The sequence below is a fragment of the Magnetospirillum sp. LM-5 genome, assembly GCF_902729445.1.
GTDB lineage: Bacteria > Pseudomonadota > Alphaproteobacteria > Rhodospirillales > Magnetospirillaceae > Magnetospirillum.
On the sequence record NZ_CACVCE010000070.1, the window covers coordinates 1 to 2,209 of the forward strand.

1 protein-coding gene and 1 pseudogene are annotated in these 2,209 nt (G+C 61.0%); both read right to left on the reverse strand.

The window, feature by feature from the left end:
- Nucleotides 1-145: 145 nt before the first annotated feature.
- Nucleotides 146-297, reverse strand: a pseudogene (locus MTBLM5_RS19200) (integrase core domain-containing protein); the annotation flags it as partial.
- A gap of 151 nt (nt 298-448) precedes the next feature.
- On the reverse strand, nt 449-2,071 hold the full coding sequence (locus tag MTBLM5_RS17295) for a pentapeptide repeat-containing protein (protein ID WP_173977297.1): 1,623 nt from the start codon (nt 2,069-2,071) through the stop codon (nt 449-451).
- Nucleotides 2,072-2,209 lie beyond the last annotated feature (138 nt).

Here is a 2,209-nt window from a genome sequence, read left to right on the forward strand (position 1 = left end):
TCTAGGTGAATACAACAGCAGAACGCTATCGTATTCGGGACACGCCATCAAGACGTACAGGATGAACTTTTCGCCCATATGGTGAAAATCTTGAACGTAAATCCGACCATGGACACCGCATCGATTACTGTATCCGCAATCGGCATCAGCGAAGTGAAGAATGCCGGTACCCGATGGCGCCATGCGGGCGCTGCGCGTTGCAGTAAGTACGCAAGCCTCTAATTTTCCCCAGGCGTCGTCAAGGCTGAGGAACCAATGGGCGTTCATGCACTCGGTTCGGAAGCGCCCGTCGAATGCCGAACTCTGATCGACCCGGATCGTCCTTGGATAGCCAATTCGGTTGCAGACCTGCTCCAGCGCCTGGACCACATTCTCGGCCCCCTGTAGCTGCACATGCCCCACCCGTGCGGGCAAGGGTCACGGAGGCGGCTTGACCGGGGGTGTCGGCTCAGGGATGCGGGGGCTGCTTGCTGCGAACGCTGTAGCAGATAACGTCGATGCCTTCGCCATGGGTGTCGTTGGCGGCTTTCCATTTCCGGGCGACGCGCTCGAAGGTGAAGAGGTCGCGCTGGGTCAGGGGATTGGAATACAGCTCTTCCAAGACCAGAACCTCGCCCACGACTCCAACCGGCATCAGACGCGCCGACGGCGAAATGGAATTGGCGATCAACTCGTCGCTCTCGCTTCCTTCGGAATCGACCCGGACAGTTGCCATGCTCCAATTGACCGCCACATAGGACTCAACCTGCATGTCGCGCAGCATGCTGATGTACAGGCCGCCGCAGCGCAGGGCGTTGGTGGGGTCGCCGAAACCGACCAGAATGGCGTTGCCGCTGGTGGTCATGGGGACGCTGACATCTTGTCCGAGGAAATTGCGGTTATAATGGACCAGTAGATCCAGCAGCATGGCCTTCTCGGCCTTGGTCTTCCGGCTCACCTGATCGAGATACAGGGCGAGAATGGCCAATTCCTTGGTTTCGTAGGTATAGAAGGGGCTGTCTTGCGGTTCCTCGTCAACGGCGTCATCGACCGGAACCGGTAAACGCGAGAGCGCCTCGTCCTGCACGGAATCGACCAAAAGGTCTGAAATCTGCGATTCGGCAAGCGGGATCGGAGCGGCTGTCGCCATGGGGGCTGCGTCGAAGGCGGAATCGTCGTCTTCCGCCATCGCCTCGACGGCGGCGAGTTCCGGCTCGGGCTCGGGCTCGGGTTCCGGTTCAAGATCCGCAGGTACATCCACCAGCGTGTCGATAGGTTCCGGCTCGGATTCTTGCTCCGGCTCGGCCAATTCCGGCTGGGCCGAATTGTCCCATTCCGGTTGGGTCTCGAAGACCGGTTCGATCTCGTTCGAAGGCGCCTCGACCGAAACGGGGGGGGCTTCGGATCCCTCGGCCTCGAAGGTCTCGACCGAAACGGGCTGCGGGCGTTCGGAAACGGTGCGGGGCAGAGGCTGTTCGGGCTCGGGCTCCAGATCCGCGACGATGGTCTGGGGGCGGCCTGCGGTCCGGCGAATGACGGCGCCGGACATGTTGGCGCCGTCGAGGAGGGTGCCGGCGGTCACGGCATCGGTCAGATCCGCGCCGGTGAAATTGGCATTGCGGGCGTCGGCGCCCGCCAGATTGGCGCCGGCCAAGGTGGCGCCGGAGAAATTGGCCCCCATCAGCTTGGCGCCGGCCAGATTGGCGCCGCTCAGATCGACTCCGGACAAATCCATCTTGCCAGCCAGATTGGCGCCAGCCAGATTGGCCATGCGCATATTGGCGCCGGAGAAGTTGGCGCGCAGCAAGGTCGCGCCGGCCAGATTGGCGCCCTGAAGCTTGGCGCCCGACAGATCGGCGTCTTCCAGGCAGGCTCGGGGGAGGTTGCAATCACGGAGATTCGCGCCGGACAGAACGGCCTTGCGCAGATTTGCCAGCGACAACAGCGATCCGGACAAATCCATCCCGGCGAGATTGGCCCCGCGCAGATTGGCGTTGGTCAGGTCCGGTCGTACATCGGGCTCCTGCTGGCGCCAGGCGTTCCAGTCGCCGGCTCCCTGGCCGAGATGTTGTAGGTGGTGTACGTTTCCCATCACAAGCAATCGATCTGTCTTTTCAAACACTCAAATCATACACCAGACCATGGATTTTTCAAAACTTATCTCCGGTCAGGCCGTGTGATGAAATGAGCGGGATGGGTCTGCTGCAATAACGGTTAACTTTGCTTTAGA